The organism is Myxococcus llanfairpwllgwyngyllgogerychwyrndrobwllllantysiliogogogochensis (assembly GCF_006636215.1).
GTDB classification, from domain to species: domain Bacteria; phylum Myxococcota; class Myxococcia; order Myxococcales; family Myxococcaceae; genus Myxococcus; species Myxococcus llanfairpwllgwyngyllgogerychwyrndrobwllllantysiliogogogochensis.
Map to the genome: position 1 here is coordinate 1 of NZ_VIFM01000034.1, position 20,040 is coordinate 20,040.

17 protein-coding genes are annotated in these 20,040 nt (G+C 67.0%); 13 read left to right on the forward strand and 4 right to left on the reverse strand.

Annotation, left to right across the window (positions count from 1 at the left end; all coding sequences use genetic code 11):
- From FJV41_RS11275 to FJV41_RS11290, 4 genes are all read left to right on the forward strand, one after another.
- Positions 1-354, forward strand: a 354-nt coding sequence (locus FJV41_RS11275) for a tRNA modifying enzyme MnmG family protein (protein ID WP_497812658.1), incomplete at its 5' end; no start/stop codon positions are given.
- A gap of 98 nt (positions 355-452) precedes the next feature.
- Positions 453-1,106, forward strand: a complete 654-nt coding sequence (gene rsmG / locus FJV41_RS11280) for a 16S rRNA (guanine(527)-N(7))-methyltransferase RsmG (protein WP_141642452.1) — start codon at positions 453-455, stop codon at positions 1,104-1,106.
- 156 nt (positions 1,107-1,262) lie between these two features.
- Positions 1,263-1,931, forward strand: coding sequence for a hypothetical protein (locus tag FJV41_RS11285; RefSeq protein WP_141642453.1), 669 nt, complete (start codon positions 1,263-1,265; stop codon positions 1,929-1,931).
- A gap of 196 nt (positions 1,932-2,127) precedes the next feature.
- Entirely contained in the window at positions 2,128-2,520 is a 393-nt protein-coding gene (locus FJV41_RS11290) for a VOC family protein (RefSeq protein ID WP_141642454.1), read from the forward strand.
- A 48-nt stretch (positions 2,521-2,568) separates the two neighbouring features.
- Here the strand turns inward: FJV41_RS11290 and FJV41_RS11295 are convergent, their stop codons facing one another.
- The gene (locus tag FJV41_RS11295) at positions 2,569-3,450 is read right to left on the reverse strand and encodes a hypothetical protein (protein ID WP_141642455.1); all 882 of its coding nucleotides are present in this window, start codon (positions 3,448-3,450) and stop codon (positions 2,569-2,571) included.
- Between the two features lie 3,836 nt (positions 3,451-7,286).
- Between FJV41_RS11295 and FJV41_RS52165 the strand changes: the two genes are divergently transcribed.
- From FJV41_RS52165 to FJV41_RS11325, 7 genes are all read left to right on the forward strand, one after another.
- Positions 7,287-7,463, forward strand: coding sequence for a hypothetical protein (locus tag FJV41_RS52165; RefSeq protein WP_181790557.1), 177 nt, complete (start codon positions 7,287-7,289; stop codon positions 7,461-7,463).
- 4,202 nt (positions 7,464-11,665) lie between these two features.
- Positions 11,666-12,466: a ParA family protein gene (locus FJV41_RS11300; protein WP_217439257.1), complete on the forward strand. Its 801-nt coding sequence runs from the start codon at positions 11,666-11,668 to the stop codon at positions 12,464-12,466.
- A gap of 67 nt (positions 12,467-12,533) precedes the next feature.
- Positions 12,534-13,424, forward strand: coding sequence for a ParB/RepB/Spo0J family partition protein (locus FJV41_RS11305; protein ID WP_141642457.1), 891 nt, complete (start codon positions 12,534-12,536; stop codon positions 13,422-13,424).
- Positions 13,425-13,427: 3 nt separating this feature from the next.
- Positions 13,428-13,886 carry a bactofilin BacM gene (gene bacM, locus FJV41_RS11310; RefSeq protein ID WP_141642458.1) on the forward strand — a complete coding sequence of 153 codons (459 nt, stop codon included), beginning with the start codon at positions 13,428-13,430 and terminating at the stop codon, positions 13,884-13,886.
- A gap of 1 nt (position 13,887) precedes the next feature.
- The gene (locus FJV41_RS11315) at positions 13,888-14,436 is read left to right on the forward strand and encodes a hypothetical protein (RefSeq protein ID WP_141642459.1); all 549 of its coding nucleotides are present in this window, start codon (positions 13,888-13,890) and stop codon (positions 14,434-14,436) included.
- Positions 14,437-14,654: 218 nt separating this feature from the next.
- Positions 14,655-15,122 carry a CoA-binding protein gene (locus tag FJV41_RS11320; RefSeq protein WP_141642460.1) on the forward strand — a complete coding sequence of 156 codons (468 nt, stop codon included), beginning with the start codon at positions 14,655-14,657 and terminating at the stop codon, positions 15,120-15,122.
- Between the two features lie 266 nt (positions 15,123-15,388).
- A complete protein-coding gene (locus FJV41_RS11325; RefSeq protein WP_141642461.1) occupies positions 15,389-15,574 on the forward strand; it encodes a hypothetical protein in 186 nt (61 codons plus the stop codon).
- Positions 15,575-15,638: 64 nt separating this feature from the next.
- On the opposite strand, the gene egtD is transcribed toward FJV41_RS11325, so the two are convergent.
- Positions 15,639-16,667 carry an L-histidine N(alpha)-methyltransferase gene (egtD, locus tag FJV41_RS11330; protein ID WP_141642462.1) on the reverse strand — a complete coding sequence of 343 codons (1,029 nt, stop codon included), beginning with the start codon at positions 16,665-16,667 and terminating at the stop codon, positions 15,639-15,641.
- A gap of 4 nt (positions 16,668-16,671) precedes the next feature.
- The gene (gene egtB, locus FJV41_RS11335) at positions 16,672-18,018 is read right to left on the reverse strand and encodes an ergothioneine biosynthesis protein EgtB (RefSeq protein ID WP_141642463.1); all 1,347 of its coding nucleotides are present in this window, start codon (positions 18,016-18,018) and stop codon (positions 16,672-16,674) included.
- A 296-nt stretch (positions 18,019-18,314) separates the two neighbouring features.
- On the opposite strand from egtB, the gene FJV41_RS11340 reads away from it, so the two are divergent.
- Positions 18,315-18,704, forward strand: a complete 390-nt coding sequence (locus tag FJV41_RS11340; protein WP_141642464.1) for a response regulator — start codon at positions 18,315-18,317, stop codon at positions 18,702-18,704.
- Positions 18,705-18,722: 18 nt separating this feature from the next.
- Here FJV41_RS11340 and FJV41_RS11345 read toward each other — a convergent pair whose 3' ends face one another.
- The gene (locus tag FJV41_RS11345) at positions 18,723-18,992 is read right to left on the reverse strand and encodes a hypothetical protein (protein WP_246137148.1); all 270 of its coding nucleotides are present in this window, start codon (positions 18,990-18,992) and stop codon (positions 18,723-18,725) included.
- Positions 18,993-19,345: 353 nt separating this feature from the next.
- Here FJV41_RS11345 and FJV41_RS11350 point away from each other — a divergent pair, with 353 nt between their 5' ends.
- A complete protein-coding gene (locus FJV41_RS11350; RefSeq protein WP_141642465.1) occupies positions 19,346-19,873 on the forward strand; it encodes a hypothetical protein in 528 nt (175 codons plus the stop codon).
- Positions 19,874-20,040 lie beyond the last annotated feature (167 nt).

Here is a 20,040-nt window from a genome sequence, read left to right on the forward strand (position 1 = left end):
GGCTCGGAGATGCGTATAAGAGACAGGAGGGGGGACTGGCCCGTGGTGGCGGAGGACGTGGCCGAGGAGGTGGAGGTGGAGGTGAAGTACGAGGGCTACATCGCCCAGGCGGCGCGAGCGGCGGCGCGCGAGTCGGAGGCGACGGACCGGTGGCGGATTCCGGAAGGCTTTCGCTTCACGGAGGTGCGGGGGCTGAGCAAGGAGGCGGCGGAAAAGCTCGGCGCGCACCGGCCTTCGACGGTGGGACAGGCGCGGAGGATTCCAGGCCTGACGCCCACGGCGGTGTCGCTGCTCCTGGTCGCGCTCAAGCGCGTCTCGGGCCCCTCGGGCGGCGGCGAAACACCCCTGGAGTGATCAGAACAGGGGGTGTGGACAACGTGTGGACAACTTTGGGGATAGAAATCCCCTGAATAATTCCGGAGGGTTATGCCCCTCCGCGCTGTGGAGGTGCTGTGGATAACACGAGGTTCGTAGATCTGCTGGCATCCGGCTGCCAGGCGCTGGGCGTGTCGGTGGGGGAGGACGTGGGCCCCCGGTTGCAGCGGCTGATGGCGGAGCTGCTGAAGTGGAACGCGAAGGTGAATCTCACGGCGATTACGGCCCCCGAGGAGGTGCTGGAGAAGCACTTCCTGGACTCGCTCGCGGTGCTGCCGGAGGTGACGGGCGCGGCGTCGTTGTTGGATTTGGGCGCGGGTGCGGGCTTCCCGGGACTGCCGTTGAAGATTGCGTTGCCGGCGCTGGGCGTGACGCTGGTGGACACGGTGGGCAAGAAGGTCGCGTTCATCAAGGCCGCGTCGGCGAGCCTCGGGTTGCAGGGCGTGCGCGGGTTGCACGCGCGCGCGGAGGGACAGCCGGAGACGGAGGGGATTCCGCGCGCGCAGTTGTTGATTGCGCGCGCGTTCATGGACCTGCCGGACTGGCTGGCGTTGGCGCCGGCGTATGTGGAGCAGGGCGGCCGCGTGGTGGCGATGCTCGGCAAGTCGCAGACGGACGCGGAGCTGGCGTCGCGCGCCGCGGAGCGACAACTGCGAGTGATCTCCGCGAGGGCGTACCGGCTGCCGTTCTCTGGCGCGGAGCGTCAGGTCGCGGTGTTCGCGAAGGAGTAGGGCAGGGGAGCGTGGGCCCGCGCGTGCACGGTGGAGGTGCGCGCGTGGCGCCATGCGGACAACTGCTATCCAGTGTCAGTTGTGGACGTGGCGTGGGAGTGAGGGGGCAGGCATGCGAGGAGGGGCCGCGTTAGCTTCAAAGCGGAGGTGCCTCGCATGCAGCCGATTCCGACGGACCGACCGGTGGTCTGGGGTGACGACGAGCCCCATGAGTCTGAAGTCGCGGTGGCCCGAGCGTCCCGCGCCGACTTCGAGCAACGCTGGGGACCTCCGCACTTCCGAGACGTGGAAGGTGATGGGCTCGGACCCACTGACTACTGGGGTTGGCGCGCGGACTGCGGCTTCCAGTTCTTCGTCTTCTATCTGCAGGTCACGGACGATTTCCATGTCATGACCTCGGAAGAAGAGCTGAGCCATGCGCTCGCGCATCTCGACTGGTGGCGCGATGAAGTGGTGTGGCGGGCCAACCCTGGAGCGCCGCCGCTGACGGATGGCTGGGCGGTGTACCGGCAGGACGACACGGGGCATCGACATGATGTCTGCGTGATGACGAGCCGAGGACATGCGGAGTGCCTGGCGCGTCGCATGGAGGCTCGGGCGCACAAGCAGTGGTACGCCGTGGAGCAGCGTGGAACACCGCCCATGCGGCAGTCCCGTCCGCGTCAGGGTTGGGCCGTGATTCGGCAGGATGAGCACGGCAACCGAGCGGAGGTGGCCGTGTTTCGGACCGAGCGGCGCGCGCGGGAGCTGGCTGCCGCGTACGACTCCGAGCCTCGGCACAAACAGGCGTACTTCGTGGAGCCCGTGTCTCCTCCGAATCCGTGAGGTGGCGTCCCACGGCTCTGACGCGTTGGCCTTCTGCCATTGCCTTGCCGTGTGCGGACACGCGCGCCGGAGATGGCGCGATGCTTCCGCGACTTCATCGTGCACCGCGCGCTGCTCGTCATTGAGTGCGCACGCGTCACGACCGTGAGACGCGCGAACCTTCACCGGGTTCGTTCGTGGTGAGGACGGACCTGGGATGGAGATGTGTAAGCTGCGAGTCGCTCGACCGACGCGGAGCCTGGCGACAGTGGTGCGGTTCTATCGAGAGGGGCTTGGCTTCGAGCTCGTGGGAGGCTTCGAGGACCATGCGGGCTTCGACGGGGTGATGCTCGGCCAGGTCGGGACGCCGTACCACCTGGAGTTCACGGTGGAACGTGGACACGAGGCGCCTCGCGCTCCTTCGCCGGACCATCTGCTGGTTCTCTATGTGTCGCGGCGCGAGGAGTGGGACGCGCGGGTGCGGCGCATGGTGCAAGCGGGCTTCCATCCGGTGCGCTCACACAACCCTTACTGGGACGTGTACGGGAAGACCTTCGAGGACCCCGATGGATATCGCGTCGTGCTCTACCAGGGAGAGTGGACGCGCTGAGTTGTGTCGAGGCGCGCGGTCTCGCGAACCCTGGATTTGTGTTGGGCGCTACCCCAGGTCTTGCAGGAGCACGTCGCGGTCCGTGATGAGCTTCTTCGAGTTGATGTGCTTGCGAATCACGCGCTGCGCCTCCGCGCGGACCGTTGAGTCACTGAGTCGAGCGAGCCACTGCGTGCGCAGTGCTTCGAGTTGTTGTCGCTGGGGCAGCGTCGTCGTCGCGAACCATTGTTCCAGCTCGAGGATGATGTCGGGACGGGGTGGTCGAACCGGAGGCTCCGCGACGAAGTCCGAGGGTTTCGGCGTGTATCGAAGCGAGGCCAGTTCGTCGGAGAGCGGACCCCATGATTCGGCGAGTCCGCGCAGCCCGTGTCGGACCACGTCGCTTGGTACTTCTTGTCGCGGGTCGGAGAGAAGGCCCCAGTCGACGAGTCGTTGCTGCAAGGCCTCGCGTCCGTGGACCTCGTCATGGACTTCTTCGCCCAGGTGGGCGGTGCCCCAGACGTTGAATTGATGGTTGTGGGAGAAGATGGCGCTCTCGACGTAGGCATCGCCGAAGACGCAGGTGCCCAGGGGTTCGTCTTCGCCGAACAGGCGGCGGACGCGAAGGTCCCCGAGGATGACGAGGTACTCGGAAGTGTAGACGGTGTGCGCGATGAGGTTGCCGCGCACGAAGACGAGTCCGCCTGGATTTTCGAACCAGCCATCGACGACCAGGTCGCCGTCGATGAACGTCGAGCCTCGGGTGTTCTCCAGCATGAGTGATGAGACGCGCCCGCCTGTGAACAGCCCGGCGCCGCTGAAGAAGCCGTCGGAGAGGACGAGGGCGTCCACGTCCATGCCGTTGCCGGCGCTTCGTTGCTTGAAGGCCGCGTAGGGACGGAGCACCTCGGCGGCTTCTTCGGGAGACAACCAGCGTTGAAGCGGGAGCACGGAGTGAGCCTTGGAAGTGGAGGTGTTGGCGTGTCGCCGCGGACGATGCCCGCGATGGGTCGTGTGTCTCGCGGAGTATCGCAAGGGTTCGAGCGCTGCGGTTGCCAGCTCAGGATGTGACCAAGCACTCTCGCGGATGCTGGCTCGGGGCAGGGGAGGGGAGGGGAGTGCGAGCGGACGGTTCCTTCAGTAGGGAGCACGCCTGCCTGGTCTGGCGTGAAGCTGAGTGCGAGAGCACACGCTCGATGGGACGGTCACTCGACCAGCGAGAGGTCCAGGGGTGGACTTGTCTGCTCGCGAGGCGAGAGGTGAGCGAGCTTTGGACCACGGCGCGAACTCTGTTGCACGCGGCTGTGCTGCCACTCATCGCGCGGGAGTCTTTCGGCGCGTGTGGCATCGGGGCGACTGCTCTCGAAGCGGACGCGTGACGCCAGGACTGTTCGCGAGTGACTCCGTTCGAGCCCATGGCGTACTCAGGCGAGGTGCCGCGGATGGAGTCGCGTCACGAGGTTGGAGGAGGAGCATTCCTGCGTGCTCAGCCCTGCACGGTTGTCATGACTTGATGCGAGCGTCCAAGCAGGTGCCCGAAGGCCCTGTTGCGCGGGTTCTGAGCCCGCGGCTACTGCTCGTTCCACGTGGAACGGGGTGAGTCGGCTCCAAGTCAGCGCGGGCTCCGACCGTGAAGAGGGAGGCGTCATCGTGAAGCGATGGTTTCGAACGGACCTCGCGTGAGTTTGCCGCTCGTGGATGAAGTTCATGCAGCCCGTGGTGATGCAGGCCAGCCCTTCGAACCACACGTCGGTGAGCTCCATCGTTCGTGACGCGTGGACATGCGGTCCGTTCGACGTGTGTATCACTGGAGGCTCGTGCCCACGGTTCGGACGCCATGCGCACCGGCGCAGGTGATGGGCCGTACGCAGACTCTTTTCGGTGGGGCCTGCGGATTCTTCGCGAGCCCCAGACCCACTTGAGCCGAATCGGCGAGGGCAGGTTGGTGGTGGTCTGGTCGAGAAGCGCGAACCTCCGCACGGCGAGGTGTCGCGAGTGAGGGACGCGGGGGGCTTGCGTCGCGGCAGTGGGACCGAACCTTCGCGGCGACTGCTGGCTCTGAAAGGACTGGCGCGACAAGGGAACTCGCACGGCAGTGAGGATGCGAGTGCGCCAGATGGGGGCGCATCGGGTGTTCGTCCGGGTGAGGGTTCTTCGAGGTGCTCGTTCGTGGACTTTCGAGACGGAGCGCGGATGGGGGAGGGGAGGGGATGCTGTCCGGCACTTCTGCCCTGCACCCCATGTCGCGAGCGCTGGAGTCAGTGAGTGCTCTCGGCTGTCGGACCGTTCTCCGGAGTTGCTGCCCCGTGGGGGATGCCGAGCACAGGGTCCCGCAGGTGGCGTGAAGTAGTGAAGACCCACGCGGCTGGCCCGTGCTGAGCCTGCTTCAACGAGAAGGGGAGCGCGGTGAGGTTCCATGTGGAACCCGAAGCGAGGAGTCGACTCGCGCCGCTTTCGCTGCAACGGCGTGCAGCGGACGGCGTGATTCGAGTGAAGGGAAGAGGCTGCCTGGTGGGTGGGGGAGGGGGCGCCAGTTGTTGGCGGAGTGCGGAGCCGCCTGCACCGTCACCCCGAGAAGCCGTGTCTCGGTGGTGCCCGACCATGAGGACGCGTGAGAGGTCTCGTTCAGCCGCGCACCCCGGGAACGGAGACGAGTCCATGCGGTGAGGGAGACCCTGGCTTTCTTGAGAGGTCGCGCACCCGTGGTGCCCCGTTCATCGGTGCGCGACGTCATGCAGTCCCGCTCGGGTTGCTTCTCGCTGGCGAGGTCGCTCAGCCATCGAGGCGTCGTGGTGCGGGTCCCCGTGGTTCACGGCTTGGGTGCCGCGGTCGTCCTCTTTCTGGTGACGACGCCGAGAAGTCCCTTCTGGGGGCCGGTGCCTATCGACTCGTGTGAAGTCCGAACCATCACGCCTTGCCGCGCGTCAGGTCCCACGTGGAACGGCGAAGAGGGATGGGCGCCGCGTGCTGGCTGCACCTGGTTGAAGAGGCTGCTTCTCGAGGTCGTGCATGCCGACGCGGTGAAGCCGCTGCCAGCCAGCGTTGCCGCGCACCGTGTTCCATCGTGGAAGGTGGCGGGAGCCAGGGCGAGTTCTCTTGGTGGGGCTTCACCTGGTTGATGGCGGTGCTTCTCGATGGCGCGCCGAATCACGTGAGGCGGGCCTCAGTCAGCCAGCGGTTGCCATGCGCCGTGCTCCACCCGGGAAGGTGGCGGGGGCAGGGCGAGTTCTCTTGGTGCCTTCACCCAGTTGAAGGCGGTGCTTCTCGATGCCGCGCGCCGAATCACGTGAGGCAGGTCTCAGCCAGCCAGCGGTTTCCAAGCGCCGCGTCCCATGTGGAGCGGTGACGGAGTCGAGGGTGAGTCCTCTGGGTTTCTTCACCCGGTTGAAGCAGCCGCTTCGCGAAGGCGTGCGCACCGGCTTGTGTGAGGCCTCGGTCAGCCAGCGTTGCCACGCGCCGCGTTCCACGTGGAACGGTGACGGGGCCTTGGGTGAGGGTCTCGGTGAGTCCGCGCCCGGTTGGAGCAGGTGCTTCGCGATGCTGGGCACGGCGACGCGCGTGGTGCCTCCACCAACCGGCGATGCCTCGTTCCACGTGGAACGGTGGAGGGGCCTTGGGTGAGTTCGTCCTCAGCAGCTCAAGGAGTCGCTTCGCGATGCCGTGCCGGCGGACTCGCCTGAAGTCTCTGCCAACCAGCGATGCCGTGCTCCGCGCGGAACGGTGAAGGGACCAGGGTGGGGCACGGGTCCTGAACTGGTTCAGGCAGTCGCTTCGCGATGCCGTGCACGGCGACTCGTGCGAAGCCCCCCAATCATCGATGCCGTGTTCCACGTGGAACCCTGACGAGGTCCAGGGTGAGTTCCTCGTTGAGGTCGCGCCCGGTTGAAGGAGTCGCTTCGCGATGCTGTGCACGGCGACTCGCGTGATGCCTCCACCAACCGGCATGCCGTGTTCCAAGTGGAACGGTGGAGGGGCCGGGGTGAGGTCGTCGTCCTCACCGGCTCAAGGAGTCGCTTCGCGATGCCGTGGTGGCGAACTCGCCGGACGCCTTCGCCAACCGGCGATGCCGTGTTCCACGTGGAACTATGGAGGGGCCGGGGTGATGTCGTCGTCCTCACTGGTTCAAGGAGTCGCTTCGCGATGCCGTGCATGGCGACTCGTGCGAAGCCTCCGCCAACCATCGATGCCGTGTTCCACGTGGAACGGTGACGGGGCCTGGGGTGAGTTCCTCGTTGAGGCCGCGCCTGGTTGAAGCAGGTGCTTCGCGATGTCGTGCACGGCGACTCGTGCGAAGCCCCCGCCAACCAGCGATGCCGTGTTCCACGTGGAACCCTGAATGAGGTCCGGGGTGCGGTCCTCGTTGAGGTCGCGCCCGGTTGAAGCAGGTGCTTCGCGATGCCATGCGCGGCGACTTGCGTGATGCCTCCACCAACCGACGATGCCGTGTTCCACGTGGAACGAAGAAGAGGTCCAGATGGCCATCGCGTGCTGGCCTCACCTGGTTGAAGAGACCGCCGCGAAGCTTCTTCACGGTGTTGGTGCTGGCGAACTCGCATGAAGCCGCTGCCATCCCGCGATGCCGTGCGCCGTGTTCCACGTGGAACGAAGAAGGGGTCCGGATGAGCGCCGCGTTGTCTTCCTCGCCTTGCTGATGAAGTGGCTGAGAAGCCGCTTCGTGGTGACGACGCCTGATGGCTCGTGTGCGGTGTGCCACGTGGAACCGATGCGGGCATGAGCACCGCTCCACGTGCCGGGGCACCGGCATCGATGCGTGAAGGAGGCGAGCCGTGATGCTCGGCCTGTCGATGCGTGTGACGCCTGCGCACGCAGGTGTGCTGGTGCGCATCCGTGTTCCACGTGGAACGCATCACGCGCTTCACCACCTCTTCAACGAGATGCCGGGGCTTGTGGTGACGGCCTCACGTGAGGCCTCCATCACCACGTGTTGCCGCGAAACGAGCTGATGCGAACCCACTTCCTGATGCGCGACGTGTGCCGTGTTCCACGTGGAACGCGGTGGTGCGTGCACTGGTGTGGACCGTCCAGTTGCTGGTGCCGTGCGGCCCATGCACGCGCGTTCGTGTTCCACGTGGAAGGGCGAAGAGACAGCGCTCGCGATGCGTCGATGCCTTCGCCGAGAAAGGGTCGTGAGCGAGTTCTCGATGATGTCCGCACGTCGCTATGAAAGGTCGATGCGGCGCGAATCGTGTTCCACGTGGAACGCGAAAGCGGTCCGCGCGAGCGGTCGAAACCCGCGCTCACGCGATGCCGTGTTTCACGTGGAACGAGGCGACGCCTGAACTGGTCTCAAGGAGTCGTGCTGGTGGCGGAGTCTCATGCTCCCGTGTTCCACGTGGAACGCAGAAGCCGTTCACGAGGTGGTGCGTGCGACGTGCCGTTCACCTCATCAACGTGGTGTTGGGCCTTGGCTGGTGATGGCGCAACGACGCTGACCTGCGTGACGCTGTCGCGAACGGTCGATGCGATGCGAGCCGTGTTCCACGTGGAACGCGGAAGCCGTTCTCGTGGTGGCGCGCGCCGCGTGCCGTTCACCTCATCAACGTGGTGTTGGACCTTGGCCCAGCGAGGCTCAGCGGTGCCGTCCTGCATGACGCTGTCGCGAGCGGTTCGTGTTCCACGTGGAACGCAGAAGCCGTTCACGTGGTGGCGCGCACAACGTGCCGTCACCTCAGCAACGTGGTGGTGGGCCTTGGCTGGTGATGGCGCAACGACGCTGACCTGCGTGGCGCTGTCGCGAGCAGTTGAGGCGACGCGGTCGTGTTCCACGTGGAACGCGGAAGCCGTTCGCGAGGTGGTTCGCGCCGCGCGCCGTTCACCTCATCAACGTAGTGTTGGACCTTGGCCCAGCGAGGCTCTGCGGTGCCGTTCTGCATGACGCTGTCGCGAGCGGTTCGTGTTCCACGTGGAACGCAGAAGCCGTTCATGTGGTGGCGCGCACTACGTGCCGTCACTTCATCGACGTGGTGGTGGGCCTTGGCCGGTGATGCGCAACGGCGCTGACCTGCGTGACGCTGTCGCGAGTGGTTGATGCGATGCGAGCCGTGGTCCACGTGGAACGGTGATGGGGGCGGAGCAGTGGCGGAACGCCGGTGCCGTGTTCCATGTGGAGCGCGGAAGCAGCCAGGGTGGTGACGGGTGCTCGGCCTCATCGACGTGGTGTTGAAGACCGATGAGAAGGTGTTCACACGCTGCGCTTTCGCGATGGTCTGAAGGCCCTCGTGCCGTGTTCCACATGGAACGCGGACACGAGTCGGAAGGGCGGACTTCATCCGCGAAGACAACGTGCCCTCGCTTCGAGCCGATGTCGCGGACAGGCAGATGCCTGGTGCCGGCGCGTCGCGCGCGAGTTCCGATGTCGCCGTGGCCTTTGAGGCTGTTCCACGTGGAACGCGCGCGCCGATGCGGTGCGCGGGTGTTCATCCGAAGCGCGCTTCAGCGTGGCGTGTCCCACGCGGGAACGGGTGTCGTGTTCGATGGGTGCGGACAACGGGCATCGTGTGAACACGGTGAGCCACTTGGGCCCGCGTTGCCGCCGCCGTGTTCCATGTGGAACGCCGTGGTGGTGATGCGTGCTGAGGCGGCGACGAACGCGTGTCGCCTTCCACGCGGAGCAGGTGAAGTGACCGCGCTGAGTCCTGGGGGTGGAGATGAGGACTCGCGAGGCCGGGTGCCGACCCAGGCTCCACGTGGTTCGCGTGTCGGGTCCGTCCCCGGTTGTGGCGATGCCGTGTGCTCGTGCTTGCTGGCTTCAGCGTGAAGCGAACTGTGTGATGGACGATGGTCGCGCGCTGGAGGCCGGACAACGCTTCGATGACTTCACGGCATCGAGTGAGGGTCGCGGCGCGCACCAGATGGAACGAAGCAGAACCTCACGCTGAATCGATTGATGCGGAAGATGTCTGGCGCGAGTTGGCGAGTCCGATGCCGCGCGCGCCGTGGCCCGCGTGAAACGGAGGTGCGGTCCGCGGCCCCGTGTCCAGATGGTGCCGAACGGGCAGTTGGGTTTCGGCAAGCACCGCCGGCCGCGCGCATCGCCGCATGTGGAGTGGCGATGGGGGAGCTGGTTCATGCCAGCGTGGTGCTCGCGGCACGGATGGCGTGTCGAACTGGCCGTTGAGCCGGTAGGGCAGTTCAGGCGGCGCCGCTGAAAGCTCTCGGATGGCGGGGCTCATCGCTGAACGAGGCTGCACCTCGCTTCATGTCGAATGGTCGATGGAGGTCGCGAGCCGGTTCGCGCCGCGTCAGTTGGAACCAGCGAAGAGTGTTCGCGCGATGCCTCATGTCGAACGGGTGCTGGCGGTAGCGAACTCGTTCATGTGGAGGCTTTCGATGATGCGTCAGCGATGGGCTCCGGACCGGATGGTGGTCGCGCCACTCCTCATGTCGAACGGGTGCTGGCGGTAGCGAACTCGTCCAGATGGAGGCGTCCGATGATGAGTCAGCGATGGGCGCCGGACCGGATGTTGGTCGCGCCACTCCTCACGTCGAACGGCTGTCGGGAGTCGTGAGCGCGCTCATGTGGAGGCTTCCGATGATGAGTCAGCGATGGGCGCCGCACCGGCCAGTGGCCGAACTGCACCTCGCGTCGAACGGGTGCTGGGAGTAATGAGCGCGCTCACGTGGAGGCTTCCGATGATGAGCCCGCGATGGGCGCCGGACTGGATGGTGGTCGAACCACACCTCACGTCGACCGGCGGCTGGCGGTAGCGAACTCGTTCCTGCGGAGGCTCGTTGATGAGGCGCGAGGGTTGCCACATGGGGCAGTGGCCAAACCGCACCTCGCGTTGGATGGGTGATGGAGGTGGCGAACTGGTTCGTGCGGAGGCTCTCGATGAGGAGACATCGGCGGGCGACGCATTGGAGGGCGTGCGGTGCCTCACGCCGGATGAGCGGGGGAGGTGGCGAACCGGTTCATGCGGAGGCTCTTGGTGGTGACGCATCGGAAGGGGTCGTGCAGCGCTTCACACCGGATGGGTGATGGAGGTGGCGAAGTGGCGCATGCGGAGGTCTCGATGATGACGCCTCAATGAACTGAACGGTGGTCGACCCACGCCTCATGTCGAACGAGCGATGGAGGTGCCGAGTTCTCTCATGCGCAGGCTCTCGCCGATGAGCATTGAGGAGCGCTGCATCGGACGGTGGTCGACCCATGCCTCAAGTCCAACGAGCGATGGATGGAGATGGCTGACCTGCCCGTGCGAGGGCGCTCGATGATGACGCATCGATGGGCGACGCATCGGACGGTGGCCGAACCGCACCTCATGACGAACAGGCATGAGCAGTGACGGCCCGGTTCATGTTGGTGCTTCCGACAAATGCATCGAGTTGGCGCACGGTGCGGAGGTTCCCCCTCGGTTCGTGTTGAACGGACAAGAGCCGTGGCGAGCCGACTCATGCGAATGCGACCAACAACGCACCGATGAGTGGGCGTCACCTCCGATGACCCCGAGGCGACTTCATGTTGAACGGACGAGAGCCATGGTGGGCCGGCTCATGCGAAGGCGACCAACAGCGCAGCGATGAACAACTGCCGCCGCGGAAGACAGTCGAAGCGCACTTCATGTCGTACGAGTCACGGGCGAAGAGGTGGCTCACGCAAGGGCTCGTGACAGCGCATGGATGGTGCGCGCCATCGGAGGGCAACCGCAGTGCGCTTCATGGCGGACAGGCGATGAAGGTTGCGAGCCGGTACGAACCGGCACTTCCGATGCCGCCTGGGTGGGCCTCATCGTCCGGCGAGGTTGCCCAGCGCTTCCACGTCACCCAACCCATTTGAACGGTGCACGGAGGTCGCGAGTCGAGCAGGCCCGTTCCATATGGAACGCGTGCGCGGACGGACTTGAGCGGTGACACCGACCCCCGTCACCCGCGTGCCCCCTTATAAGGAGGGCATCCGAGCAGTCTCCCCACGCCGCCCGAATCCAGGATGCGAACGCCCGGTCGGCCGGGTTCTGGACGTAGGAAACCGTGCTCCAAGTCTCCGGAATCAGGCCTTCCGGCTTGCTTGGAAGCCCTCGAAAAGAGTCGTCACGCTGGGAGCGCCGTGAATTTGATCCAACACCGAATCGCGTGCTAGCAGCGGATCAGCGTGCAGTCGTGCACCGCATCACGCACGGCGCCCGGCTCTCGCCGGGCAAGAGAGAGGATGGGGCTCGTGGGTCGAATCATCTGCATCTCCAATCAGAAGGGTGGCGTGGGTAAGACCACCACCGCCATCAACCTCGCCGCGAGCCTCGCCTCCGCCGAGCGCCGCACGCTCCTGGTTGACATGGACCCGCAGGGCAACGCCGGCAGCGGCCTGGGCCTCAAGCAGGACAAGCTCCACGGCACCATCTACGACGCGCTCCTCAATGGTCGCCCCATGAAGGAGCTCTTCCACCCGACCGAGCTGCGCTACCTCCAGGTCGTCCCCGCCACGCCCGACCTCACCGGCGCCGAAGTCGAACTCGTCAACCTGGAGAACCGCGAGTTCCGCCTCCGCGACGCCCTGCGCCCCCTGGCCTCCGAGTTCGACTACATCATCATCGACTGCCCGCCCTCGCTCGGCCTGCTCACCCTCAACGCCCTGTCCGCCGCGGACTCCGTCCTCATCCCGCTGCAGTGCGAGTACTACGCGCTCGAGGGTCTCTCCCAGCTCACGCACACCATCGACCTGGTGAAGCAGGGCCTCAACCCCGACCTGAAGATGGAGGGCATCCTCCTCACCATGTTCGACGCTCGCGCCAACATCGCCCACCAGGTCGTGGACGAGGTGCGCGGCTACTTCAAGGAACAGGTCTTCCAGGTCGTCGTCCCGCGCAACGTGCGCCTGTCCGAGTGCCCGTCCTTCGGCAAGCCCATCATCCTCTATGACATCAAGTCCAAGGGCTGCGAGAGCTACCTCGCCCTCGGCCGCGAACTGATGAAGCGCGACACTCCCAAGACGCCCCGCCGGCGGGTCGCCTGAAGCCCTCCGCGAGCCTTTGCGTCGCCCATGCCCGTCGTGAGTCTCCTCGCGGCGCTGGAGTCCTGACTTGGTGAAAGCAGACACGCAGAAGCGCGCCCTCGGTCGTGGGCTCTCCGCACTCATCCCCCAGGCCGCTCCCGGCAAGGCCGCCGAACAGGCCGCCCTCAAGGCCGGCGTCCTCAAGCTCCCGATTGAGGCCATCCACCGGGACAAGGACCAGCCGCGGCGCTACTTCGACGAGGAGAAGCTCAAGGAGCTCACCGAGTCCATCAAGACGCAGGGCATCCTCCAGCCCATCCTCGTGCGCAAGGACGGGGACGGCGGCTACAAGCTCATCGCCGGTGAGCGCCGGTGGCGCGCCTCCCAGGCCGCGGGCCTCAAGGAAGTGCCCGCCATCATCAAGGACGTCACCGAGGTCCAGGCCTTCGAGCTGGCCCTCGTGGAGAACCTCCAGCGCGCGGACCTCAACCCCATTGAAGAGGCGGAGGGCTACAAGCGCCTGACGGACGAGTTCCGCCTCACGCAGGAGCAGGTCAGCCAGCGCGTGGGCAAGGAGCGCTCCACGGTGGCCAACGCGCTGCGCCTGCTCGCGCTGCCCGCGGACGTGAAGCTGATGGTGGCGGACGGCTCGTTGAGCATGGGACACGCGCGCGCCCTCCTGGGCGTCCCCCGCCTTCCCGAGCTGCAAAACCTGGCCAAGCAAGTGGCCGACAAGAAGCTGTCCGTGCGTGACACGGAGCGGCTGGTCCAGCAGAGTCGCACCCACGGCAAGAAGGATGCGGGCAAGACGCCGCCGAAACAGAGCCCGCAGGTGAAGTCCTTGGTGGAAGAGCTCCAACGTCGTTTGGGGACGAAGGTCCGGTTGACCGAACGAAGCCCCGGAAAGGGCACCATCGAGGTGGACTTCTTCTCCTACGATGACCTGGACCGGCTGTTGAAGCTGCTCAGGAAGGAGTAGCGCGTGGCGCTCCTTGGCGGGAAGAAAGACGAAGCACCCAGCAAGCCCCTGTTCAAGCGGGAGGAGGAATCCGTGTCGCAGCGCTCTGGTGAGGTTCATACGCTTCTGGGCAAGGGAAGCGAGTTCGAGGGGAAGCTTACCTTCGAGGGGCAGGTCCGCATCGACGGCAAGTTCCAGGGGCAGATCATCACCAAGGACGTGCTCGTCATTGGGGATGGCGCCAAGGTCAATGCCGAAATCCAGGCCGGCACCGTCATCATCAACGGTCAGGTCGAAGGCAACGTGAAGGCCACCCAGATCATCGAGCTCAAGACTCCGGGCCGCGTGAAGGGAAATCTAGAGACGCCGTCGCTGTCCATGGACCGTGGCGTCGTCTTCGAGGGCACGCTGAAGATGGAGAACCTGGGTGGCAACGCCGCCTCGGCGCGTCCTCCTCCTCCTGGCGGCGAGTCGAAGAAGTAAGGTGCGTCAGCGCGCGCACATCGCGCCAGCCCTGGTGCTGGCGCTGTCGCTGCTGTCCGGTTGCAAGGGCTGCAAGGACGAGGGTGCCGACTCCGGCGCCCTCTCTCCGGACGGCGCCGCGCAGACCCCTCGTTCCGGTGTGAAGGTTCCACTGCCGGACGGTTGGTCCGCGCAGGTCGCTCCCGACGACAGCTTCCAGGCGGGCCCGCCCGGCCGCCCGGTGCTTCGAGTGGACCTGCGCCGAGGCCAGGGTGAGCAACTGCCCACCGTGGACGCGCTGGCGGAGCGCGTGCGCGAGGAGTCGAAGAACTTCGAGGTGTCGCTGGACCAGGAAGAGTCCAAGGACACCTACTCGCTCTTGCGCGTGACGATGGCGCCGAAGCTCGCGGACGGTGGCATCGGCCTCCAGGCCCCCGCGCTCTTCGGTGCCCGCCGCGTGGGCAACGACCTGTTCCTCTGCGCGACGCTGCCCGGCGCCTCACCGGAAGATGTCCGGCTGGCCACCGAGGCGTGCCGCGAAATCGAAGTCCAGTCCTCCCAGTCCAAGTAGTCGCGCGGCCTCACGATGGCGGGCCGGTGCCTCCTCGCCCCGCGAGCGAGCCACCGAGCCCCTGGTCCGGCCCATGTCCCCGCTCACGAAGAGGCGCGCGCTCCCGAGCACTGGACCTCCAGGGTCCAGTCGCCTTCCGCGGAACGAACCCGCCGTTTCGGCGTCGGACGGGTCGTCACCGGGAGCGAGCGTGGCAAGGTTGGCTCCAGGAGGTGGTCATGGACTGGAGAGCGAATCTCGTCGAGGACGACGCGGGCGTGAGGGAGGTGCTGGAGCAGTCGCGGAGGGTGGCGGTGCTGGGCATCCGCTCGGAGGTGCAGGCGCACAAGCCGGCGTACTCGGTGCCGGCGTTCCTCCAGAAACACGGCTACGACATCGTCCCGGTGTCGGTGCACGGCGAGAAGGAGCCCATCCTCGGCCGGCCCGTGTACTCCGCCGTGGCGGACATCCCGGGGGACGTGGACCTGGTGCAGGTGTTCCGTCGCCCGGAGGACATCGACGCGCACGTGCCGGACCTGCTCGCCAAGAAGCCGCGCGCGGTGTGGTTCCAGCTGGGCATCCGCAATGACGCGGCGGCGGAGAAGCTGGCCCGTGCCGGCATCCGCGTGGTCCAGGACCGGTGCATGAAGGTGGAGCTGATGCGGCTGCTCCAGGAGCGCCAGCTCGGTGGCGCACTCCCCGTCTGACGCCCGAGAGCAGGCAGGCGTGGCGCGGTGCTGAACATTCAGCGAGCGCCGGGCGTCCATCCGATTATGGATGAGAAGATGAACCGGATGGCTCCGAGCTTGGGACGAGGGGTGCACTTCCGTGCACGCCGCGTCGCCATCGTCGCACGGGGACTTCCAGATTCTTTCGCGAGTCCCTAACCTTGTCGTTCCCCCGGCCCGTGGTGGGTCAACACCCCAGCCCATCCTCCGGACCTCCACGCAGCGCCCCGCAAGGAGTTCCCCGCATGTCGTTCACCGGAATGCTCCCCCTTCACCTTGCCACCGTGGACCTCAGCCCCGTGGGGGAGCGGCTGTTCGCCGCTGGAGGGCTCGCCGTCACCATCCTCGCCGCGCTGTGGTTTGCCTGGACTCGGCCCATGCCGCAGCCCGTGCCCGTGCGCGTGCAGTCCCGTCGCAACCCCCGACGTTAGTCGTCGGAGGACGCCGGACCTGGTGGCCGGGTGATGCCCGACCCCAGGTCCGAGCCCCTGGAACTCAGCCGCGCTTGAGCGCGAGGGACAGGGCGAAGTCACCCGCTCCGTCCGTCCACCACGCCGCCAGTCCCAGCCCCGCCGCGTCCAGCTCCGCCTCGACGCGTGCCTGCTCGAACTTGCAGCTCACCTCCGTGCGCAGCACCTCGCCCTCGGCGAAGTCCACCCGGCGCTTCAGGGAGGACAGCCAGACGGACTGCGTGCGCTGCGACACCAGGCGCATCTCCACCCAGGCGTTGTGCTCGTCGAAGGGCGCGACGTGCTCGAACGCCTCCGGGTCGAAGTCCGCGCCCAGCTCGCGGTTGAGCACGCGCAGCACGTTGCGGTTGAACTCGGCCGTCACCCCGGCGCTGTCGTTGTAGGCGGCGAACAGCCGCGCGCGGTCCTTGATGAGGTCGGTGCCCAGGAGCAGGCCGTCACCGGGCTGCAGGCCCGAGGACAGCTCGCGCAGGAAGCGCGCTCGCTCGGTCGGCTTCAGGTTGCCGATGGTGCCGCCCAGGAACGCCACCAGTCGCCGTCCGCCTCCGGGCAGGCGCGACAGGTGGTGCTCGAAGTCGCCCACCACCGCGTGCACGGTGATGCCCGGGTACTCGCGCGCCAGGGACGCCGCCGCGCGCCGGAGGAACGCCTCGCTCACGTCGAAGGGAACGAAGCGCGACAACTGTCCCGCCTCCTCCATCGCATCCAGGAGCAGGCGCGTCTTCTCGCTGGTGCCACTGCCCAGCTCGATGAGCGTCGTCGCGCCGCTCAGCCTCGCCACGTCTCCGGCATGGGCCAGCAGGATTTCCCGCTCACGCCGCGTGGGGTAGTACTCCGGCAGGCGGGTGATGTCGTCGAAGAGTTGGCTGCCCCGCTCGTCATAGAGCCACCGGGGTGACAGCTCCTTGGGCGAGCCGCACAGCCCCTGGAGCACTTCCTGTCGCAGGGCGCGCTTCGCGTCGCCCGGCTTCACGTACACCTCCACCCTCACCCCGGGGACAGCCTGCGTCCCCTCACCCGAAGTCGTCTCCACCGGCTGCACTGTCGACCTCATTGATTCACCTCACCTCTGACGCACAACGGAAGCCGGCGAAAATCTGCCGCCGGATGGGGTAGTCCCAGTTGCGAAAGCCATTGCGTACCGCCACGGGCGCGCTCGCCCAGGCACCGCCTCGAAGCACCTTGTAGTCGTCGCCGAAGAACACCTCCGAGTACTCGCGATAGGGATATGCGCGAAAGCCCGCATAGGGATGGAAGTCGCTCGCCGTCCATTCCCAGACATCTCCCAACAGGCCCCAGACGCCCTCGCTGCTGACGCCCTGGGGATGACTGCCCACTCGCGCGGGACCCCACGCGTCACCGCCCAGGTTGGCGTGCGCGGGCGTGGGCGCGTCGTCGCCCCACGGGTGCTCTCGCGCGACGCCGTCCGAGCCGCGAGCCGCTGTCTCCCATTCGGCTTCCGTGGGCAGCCGCTTCCCCGCCCAGCGCGCGTACGCGTCCGCTTCGTACCAGCACACGTGCTGCACCGGCTCGTTCGAGGGCAGCGGCTCCACCTGTCCGAAGCGCCTGCGCAGCCAGTGTCCGCCCTGCTGGGGCAGCCAGAACTGCGGGTGGCGCAGTTGCTCCGCGCGCACGAAGTCCCAGCCCTTGGGATGCCACCAGCGCGCGTCGTCGTAGCCCCCCGACTCGACGAAGGCGACGTAGTCCCCGTTGGTGACGGGGTGCGCATCCATGAGGAAGGGCGCGACCTCGCGCGCGTGCGCGGGCCGCTCGTTGTCGTACGCCCACGGTGACTCGCTGCCCAGGCGCACCGTGCCGCCGGGGATGAAGACGGGCTGGCGGGTGATGGGAACGGGGCTCGGATGCGGACGCGGCGAGCTGATGCGGTACTCCACGTCCGTCATCAACTGGAGCGTGGCGGCGAGCGTCTCCGCGTGCTGCTGCTCGTGCTGCGCCACCATGCCGAAGACGTAGCCGCCCACCAGCAGTGGCGCCTCGCTGTCCTCGGGCACGTGGTCCGACAGGTGCGCGCGCACGGCTTGACGCACGCGCGCGGCGTAGGCGAACGCGGACTCGGGGGACAGCAGCGGCAACAGGGCGCGCGTGTTCCGGGGGTGCTGGAAGGCGTCGTAGATGGCGTCGAAGGCCGGGTCCGTCAGCGCCGGTGCGCCGAGCGCTCGCAGCAGCCACTGCTCCTCGTAGTTGGCGACGTGCGCGACGTCCCAGATGAGCGGTGACATCAACGGCGAGTGCTGGTTCATCAGCACGTGCTCCGGAAGTCCGGCGAGCATGCGCAGCACGCGGGCGCGCGCGGCCTCCAGCTCGGCCCAGGCCCGCGCCTTCCAAGCCCTTCCCGGTGCACTGCCTGGCTGTCGTGTCGTCGAGCTGTCCGTCGTGCGGGACATGGCGCCTCAAGCTAGGGCGTGGAACGGCGTGAGGGTAAGTCCCGGGCCCCTCGGCCGCAGGTCCCCGTGCGGGAATGTACGTTTCCGTGGGGGGCGGCCGACCTGGCCGATGCTGCGACACCTCGCTGGCACTCCACCCGTGACATCACCTCGCGCCTCGCGTGTTTCCCGTGCGCCGTGAGCGAGCCCGTCCTCCCCGTCAGGGTGCGTGGCGCCCGACGCGCATGCGCACGATTTTGTCCACTTTCGCCGCGTAGACTCGCCCCCAGGGTCGCCGTGAGGGGGAGGGGACCTCTATGCTGTCCACCATGGCCAGCGTCGCGAAGCACAGCTCCGTGCTCGTCGTGGAGGACGAGGACGACATCCGTGCCGCCATCGCGGAGATTCTGGAGAGCGAGGGCTACGACGTCACCATCGCGACCAATGGGCGCGAGGCGATGGAGGAGCTCTCCGACGTGCGCTACGTGCCCCGGCTCATCCTGCTGGACTTGATGATGCCGGAGATGAACGGGCATGAGTTCCTCGCGCGGCGGCAGACCATCCCCCGGTTGCGAAACGTTCCGGTGATGGTGCTCACCGCCGTCACCACCGACATTCCACCCGGCGCCAATGCGCTCCTGCGCAAGCCCTTCTCCGTGGAGGAGCTGCTGGAGGCGGTGCGCAGCATGTTGCCCATCGCCGCCTGAGTGGCGGGGGGCCGGTGCTCACGGCTCGCGCTCCACGGAGAGCAACGTCAACGTGCGCGAGCGCTCGTCCCACGAGTAGCCCAGGGCGAGCCCATGGTGCGCCAGCACGTGTCGACCCAGGCCGCCGCCTTCGGGCAGCGGACCCCGCACCGTGGTGTCCCCCAGCCGCTCCAGCGCGCCCTGCAGCGCCCCGAAGGCCTCCGCGCTCATACGCCCCACCTCTCGCCACGCCTGGGGCGAGTAGTGGATGCGGTGCGGTCCGGGTGGGCGTTGGCGGAGCTGCGGCATGTCCTGGCGTCGACGTTCCTTTCCAGGGGGACTCCCTTGCCAATCCCGTGCCCGCGCGGATCCACCCCGTTCGTCCCCTCTGGGTGCGGGGGAGATGGTTCGAAGCTGAAGGAGTTACAGGAGGAAGCGAAAGAGGCCGGAAGAAACGACAGGTGACGAGGGGTCCTCTGCTCGGGAGGAGGGCGGGGGATCAGCCTCGCCGTGCCCTCGCCCGAGAGGGGGACGAGCCCGCCCGCGTGGCCGGGGGGGAGGCGGCACCCCGAGCCGTCGTCGTGCCCTGGCTGCCCGCTCGCGGCCCGCGTGCTCACGTTTCGACACACGGGGAGGCACGTGACCCCGGACAAGGAGAAGCCATGGCGGCACGGCGCAGATACACCCCCTGGTCTGCCACGAACGGGCTGCTGTTCGGCGTCATCGCGGGCGTGGTGTTGGGGTTGGCGGAGGTGGTGATGGCCCTGGCCGCGGGTGACAGTCCCATGCGGCCGGTGCGCATGTCCGCGGGCATGGTGCTGGGGCCTCGAGTCTTTGGCGAAGGCTTCCCCATGGGGACGATGGTGCTGGTGGGCGTGGGCCTCCACCTGGCGGTGTCCGCGCTGGTGGGCGTGTTCTATTCGTTCCTCGACGCCATGCTTCCGGTGGATGGACGGGGACGCTGGGAGTTCCAGGCCGCGGTGGGAATGTTGTTCGGCATCGCGGTGTGGCTGGTGGACTTCCAGTTCATCGCGCGGGGCTACTACCCGTGGTTCCTCGACGTGCCGCAGTTCCCCCAAATCGTGTTGCACGCCGTGTTCCTCGGGTTGCCGTTGGCGTTGCTCTTCACCGCGGCGGAGCGACGCCGCGCGCTGATGGACGTGGCGGAGAGCGCGTCTTCATCACCGTGACGTGACGGTGGATGAGGCGTGGACGCGAGTGAAGCGGGAGGCCGCGAGAGGCACGCGCGACGCGTGGCGCGCGTTTGAAAAAACGCTGAAGGTATGGTGAAAGTACCCGACCTTCAGGGTTATCTAGGGGCTTCCGAGGCGCCTGGAGCGGGGCCCTCCTTTCGTGG